Origin of the sequence: Gemmatimonas sp., from assembly GCF_036405635.1 — a bacterium.
In the GTDB taxonomy this organism is placed as follows: Bacteria; Gemmatimonadota; Gemmatimonadetes; order Gemmatimonadales; family Gemmatimonadaceae; genus Gemmatimonas.
Genome location: NZ_DASWXE010000207.1, coordinates 56,509 through 62,508, shown reverse-complemented (window position 1 = coordinate 62,508; position 6,000 = coordinate 56,509). Strand labels below are relative to the sequence as shown.

The 6,000-nt window shown below is 63.2% G+C and carries 3 protein-coding genes and 1 riboswitch; all 3 genes read left to right on the top strand.

From position 1 onward, the window contains the following. Positions 1–1,512, top strand: a 1,512-nt coding sequence (gene guaA, locus VGE27_RS16580; protein WP_331050788.1) for a glutamine-hydrolyzing GMP synthase, incomplete at its 5' end; no start/stop codon positions are given. A gap of 119 nt (positions 1,513–1,631) precedes the next feature. Beyond that, a riboswitch (cobalamin riboswitch) is annotated at positions 1,632–1,847 on the top strand. Between the two features lie 108 nt (positions 1,848–1,955). Then, a complete protein-coding gene (locus VGE27_RS16575) occupies positions 1,956–4,829 on the top strand; it encodes a ribonucleoside-diphosphate reductase subunit alpha (RefSeq protein WP_331050787.1) in 2,874 nt (957 codons plus the stop codon). After that, positions 4,826–5,917, top strand: a complete 1,092-nt coding sequence (locus VGE27_RS16570; protein WP_331050786.1) for a ribonucleotide-diphosphate reductase subunit beta — start codon at positions 4,826–4,828, stop codon at positions 5,915–5,917. The genes VGE27_RS16575 and VGE27_RS16570 overlap by 4 nt, the downstream gene beginning before the upstream one ends. The last annotated feature ends 83 nt before the right edge of the window (positions 5,918–6,000 follow it).

The following is a 6,000-nucleotide window of genomic DNA, read 5'->3' as shown; positions in this document are numbered from 1 at the left end:
GGTTCGCAGTTCACGCAGCTGATCGCCCGCCGTGTGCGCGAGGCCCGCGTGTACTCCGAAATCCATCCGCCCACCAAGTCACTCGACTGGATTCGCGCGTGGAAGCCCACCGGCATCATCCTGTCGGGCGGCCCAAGCTCGGTCACTGATGAGGGCGCGCCCACCATTCCGCCGGCGCTGCTCGATCTGGCCCCGGTGCTCGGTGTGTGCTACGGCATGCAGCTCATCGCGCACCTCGAAGGTGGTGCGGTGGTTGGCGGTGGTCGTCGCGAGTATGGCCGCGCCGAAGTGACGGTGGATGAAGCGTCGGGCATGTTTGCCGGCTTCACGGCGGGTGAGAAGACCACGGTGTGGATGAGCCATGGCGATCACGTGGAGCAGGTGCCGCCGGGCTATGTCGCCACGGCCCACAGCGGCAACACCTGCGCGGGCTTCCGCCACAAGACCAAGCCTGTGCATGCCGTGCAGTTCCACGCCGAAGTGCATCACTCCGCGCGTGGCGCGGAGATCATCGAAAACTTTCTGTTCGACATCTGCAACTGCACACCGGACTGGACGCCCGGGCATTTCATCGATCAGGAAGTCGCCAAGATCCGCGAGATGGTTGGTGACCGTCAGGTGATCTGCGGCTTGTCGGGCGGCGTGGATTCGAGCGTGGCCGCCGCGCTGGTGCACAAGGCGATCGGCGATCAGCTCACGTGCATCTTCGTCGACACGGGGTTGTTGCGCCTGCATGAGCGCGAACAGGTGGAGCGCACGATGCGTGCACACCTGGGCATCAAGCTCATCACCGTGCGCGCCGAAGATCGCTTTCTCAATGGGTTGGCCGGGGAAGGCGATCCGGAAAAGAAGCGCAAGATCATCGGGCACACGTTCATCGACGTGTTCGAGGATGCGTCGGCCGAGGCCGGGAAGAACGCCGAGTTCCTGGTGCAGGGCACGCTGTATCCCGATGTGATCGAGTCGGTGAGCGCCAAAGGTGGCCCGTCGGCGACGATCAAGACGCACCACAACGTGGGCGGCCTCAAGCCCGACATGAAGTTCAAGCTCATCGAGCCACTGCGCGAACTGTTCAAGGACGAAGTGCGCAACGTGGGCCGTGAGCTGGGCCTGCCCGAGGAGATGGTGGGTCGCCATCCGTTCCCGGGCCCGGGCCTCGCCATTCGTGTGCTGGGCGAAGTCACGCCGCATGCCCTCGACGTGCTGCGTCGTTCCGACGCGATCTACCTCGAGGAGATTCGCGCCGCCGGTTTGTATCCCGACATCTGGCAGGCGTTCGCGGTGTTCCTGCCGGTCAAGTCGGTGGGCGTGATGGGCGATGGCCGCACGTACGAAAACGTGGTGGCACTGCGTGCGGTGACCAGCACCGATGGCATGACGGCCGATTGGTATCCGTTCCCGCATGATGTGCTGGGGCGCATTTCCAATCGCATCATCAATGAAGTCGATGGTGTGAACCGCGTGGTGTACGACATCAGCTCGAAGCCACCGGCAACGATCGAGTGGGAGTGATCGCCGGCGCGGTTCCCTGAACGCGCGGACACGGTACGGCTGAGCGGCCTGGGCCAGTAACGGTTCGGGCCGCTCGTCAATCCCGTAGAAAACCTGCTTGCTTTCGCGAACCACCGCCGTAATAATCAGCCTGCGTTTGGTTCCCCGGATTATTCCGATCCGGGGTGAAAAGGGAATCCGGTGCGGCGCACGTTGGTGTGCCTATTCCGGGGCTGCCCCCGCAACTGTAAGCGGTGAGCACCTGTCGATGACGGTCACTGGCGTAGGACGCCGGGAAGGCCAGACAGGGGCGTCGACCCGCGAGCCAGGAGACCTGCCATCGCATCGTCTACGTCCTCGGGCGGGGTGCCCCGGGTGATCGTCGGTCACACGATGCGCGCCCCTGTGCCGCTCGTTCCTGACCCGATCCCTGCCTCCCCTCGTCCGCACTCACGGGGGTTTCGATGGCAGTCTCGCACGGTGTCAGTGAAACGCGTTTCGGCGCGTATTCCGCGGGGAATGGGTCCCGTCCTGCCGACCTGACCTTTCAGGTCATCCGACGCAATCGCACGCTGTCGGCGTTCGATCCGACCAAGATCGCAGTGGCCATGACCAAAGCGTTCGTGGCCGTGGAAGGATCCAGTGCGGCCACGTCGGCCCGTGTGCGCGACATCGTGGAGCGTCGCTGTGTGAGCGTCGTGGATGCCCTCACGCGGCACGCCGACTCGCAGCGCGCACTGCACATCGAGGAGATCCAGGACCAGGTCGAACTCGCGCTGATGCGCGGGGGGCATCACAAGGTCGCGCGGGCATACGTGCTCTACCGCGAAGAGCGCGCCCGTTTGCGTCGCGAGTCGGGCCACGAGGAAAACACCGCAGCAGTAGCCACCACCACCGTGCGCTACCGCACGGCTACCGGCGAACTGCGCACCATCGATCAGGTACATCTCGGCCTGGTGATCGACGATGCCTGTGATGGCCTGGATGGTGTGTCCGCTGTTGCTGTGCTCGACGAAACACTGCGCAATGTGTACGACGGTATCACCGCCGATGAGCTGTCGCTGGCGCCCATCCTTGCGGCGCGCACACTCGTCGAGACGGAACCGAACTACGCCTATGTGAGCGCGCGCCTGCTGCTCGAGCGCCTGCGCGCCGAAGTGCTGAGCGGCATTCATGGCCAAGCCGTGGAAGCGCGTCCGGCCGAGATGACGCGGCACTACGTCGACTACTTCCCGCTATTCGTCGCACGCGGCATCGACACAGGCCTGCTCGACCCCGAGCTCGCGCGGTTCGACCTGCATCGACTCGCGTCGGCGCTGCGCCCTGAGCGGGACCTGGCGTTCCGTTACCTCGGTCTGCAGACGCTGTACGACCGGTATCTGTTGCACAACGATGGCGTGCGGCTCGAGTTGCCGCAGGCCTTCTTCATGCGCGTGGCCATGGGCCTGGCGTTGCGTGAAGTGGACCGCGAAGCCCGTGCGATCGAGTTCTACGAACTGCTGTCGTCGTTCGATTTCATGTGCTCGACGCCGACCCTGTTCAACTCGGGCACGCCGCGGGCACAGCTGTCGTCGTGCTTCCTCACGACGGTGCCGGACGATCTCGACGGCATCTTCAAGAGTGTGAAGGACAACGCACTGCTGGCCAAGTACTCCGGCGGTCTGGGCAACGACTGGAGTCGCGTGCGTGGCCTCGGTTCGTACATCCGCGGCACCAATGGACGGTCGCAGGGCGTAGTGCCATTCCTCAAGGTGGCCAACGACACCGCGGTGGCCGTCAATCAGGGCGGCAAGCGCAAGGGTGCCGTGTGCGCGTATCTCGAGACGTGGCACATCGACATCGAGGACTTCCTCGATCTGCGCAAGAACACCGGCGACGATCGTCGGCGCACGCACGACATGAACACGGCGAACTGGATTCCGGACCTGTTCATGCAGCGCGTGGAGGAGGACGGTGACTGGACGCTGTTCTCGCCCGATGAAGTACCGGACCTGCACGACCTGTACGGGCAGACGTTCGCCGAACGCTATGTGCAGCACGAGCTGCGCGCCGAGCGCGGTGAAGTGTCGGTACACAAGCGCGTGAAGGCCGTGGATCTGTGGCGCCGCATGCTCACCATGCTGTTCGAGACCGGCCACCCGTGGATCACCTTCAAGGATCCGTGCAATCTGCGCTCGCCGCAGCAGCATACGGGTGTCATTCACTCGTCGAATCTCTGCACCGAGATCACGCTCAATACGTCGGATTCCGAAGTGGCCGTATGCAACCTCGGTTCGGTGAATCTGGCCAACCATATCAGTGGCGGCGGCATCGATCGCGTGCGTCTGGCCAACACGGTGCGCACCGCCGTGCGCATGCTCGACAACGTCATCGACATCAACTTCTACACCATTCCCGAGGCACGACGCTCCAATCTGCGCCATCGCCCGGTGGGTCTGGGCATCATGGGCTTCCAGGATGCGCTGCACCTGCTGCGCGTACCGTATGCTTCGGAGGCGGCCGTTCGGTTTGCCGATGAGAGCATGGAGTTCCTGAGCTATGAAGCCATTTCGGCGTCGTCCGATCTTGCGGTGGAGCGGGGCAGCTACGGCTCGTTCAACGGCTCGCTCTGGCAGCGTGGCATCCTCCCCATCGACTCGCTGGCGCTGCTGGATGCGTCGCGCGAAGGCCGTCTCGAGTGTGACCGTTCGTCGCGCCTCGACTGGAGCAGTCTGCGGGAGCGGGTGCAGACACAGGGTATCCGCAACTCGAACCTGTTGGCGATCGCGCCCACGGCCACGATCTCGAATATCTGCGGCGTGTCGCAGTCCATCGAACCGTCGTACCGCAACCTGTTCGTGAAGTCGAACATGTCGGGTGAGTTCACCGAGGTGAACGAGCACCTGGTGCAGGATCTCAAGAGCCGTGGCCTGTGGGATGAAGTCATGGTCGGTGATCTCAAGTACTTCGATGGCAGCCTCGGTCCCATCGATCGGGTGCCGGAAGACCTCAAGCAGCTGTACATGACGGCGTTCGAGGTGGATTGCACCTGGCTCATCGAAGCCGCGTCGCGCCGCCAGAAGTGGATTGACCAGGCACAGTCGCTCAACCTGTATGTGGCGCAGCCCAATGGCCGTCAGCTCGACACGCTGTACCGCCTCGCCTGGCGTCGTGGTCTCAAGACCACGTACTACCTGCGTTCGCAGGCAGCCACGCATGTGGAGAAGAGCACCTTGTCGCGTACCGACGGCAAGCTGAATGCTGTAGCCGCTGCCGCCACACAGACCATCAGCGCGATCGAGGCCGTGACGGCGCCGGCGTGCTCCATCGACAATCCGGATTGCGAGGCCTGCCAGTGATCGACTCCACCGCTCACGATCCGTCGCTGGCGGACCTGGCCACGGGCCTTGGCGAAATCGACCGGCATGGTGGCCGGGTGCGCGTCGACGACAAGGCGATGATCAATTGCCGCGCCGACGTGAATCAGCTGTTGCCGCTCAAGTATCGCTGGGCGTGGGAGAAGTATCTGAGTGGATGCAACAACCACTGGATGCCCACCGAAGTGTCGATGCAGGCCGACCTGGCGATCTGGCGTTCACGGGACGGGCTGACGGAAGACGAGCGTCGCGCCATCAAGCGCAACCTGGGCTTCTTTGCGGCTTCGGAATCGCTGGTGGCCAACAACATCGTGCTGGCGATCTATCGCCATCTCACGAACCCCGAATGCAGGCAATACCTGCTGCGTCAGGCGTTCGAAGAAGCCATTCACACACACACCTTCCAGTACATCTGCGAGAGTCTCGGTCTCGATGAGGGAGAGCTCTTCAACATGTACCGCGAGGTGCCGTCGATCACGGCGAAGGCCGCGTGGGCGCTCAAGTACACGCAGCACCTGTCGGACCCGGGATTTAGCACGGGCACACCCGAGACAGACCAAGCCTTCCTGCGCGACCTCGTGGCGTTCTACGTGGTGTTTGAAGGCATGTGGTTCTACACGGGCTTTGCGCAGATCCTTTCGCTTGGCCGGCGCAACAAGATGGTGGGCATCGCCGAGCAGTATCAGTACATCCTGCGCGACGAGTCCATCCATCTCAACTTCGGCATCGACGTGATCAACCAGATCAAGGTCGAGAATCCGCACCTGTGGAGCATGGAGTTCCAGCAGGAAGTGCGTCAGATGCTGGCCGAAGCATGCGAACTCGAAGTGGCCTACGGTCGCGATACGATGCCACGCGGGTTCCTCGGGCTCAATGCGGCGCTGTGCGAGACGTACATGCACTTCATCACCAATCGGCGGTGCGCGCAGCTTGGATTGGCACCGGTGTTCCCGGAGACAGAGAATCCGTTCCCGTGGATGTCCGAAGCGATCGATCTCAAGAAGGAGAAAAACTTCTTCGAGACGCGCGTGATCGAGTACCAGAACGGCGGCGCGCTCAAGTGGGATTGAGGGATGCCAGGGTTCGCCCTCTGTCGGGGTGAACCCGCCATCCGGGTTGCGCGGGCCATACCCCGCAAGAACATTTCCCGGAT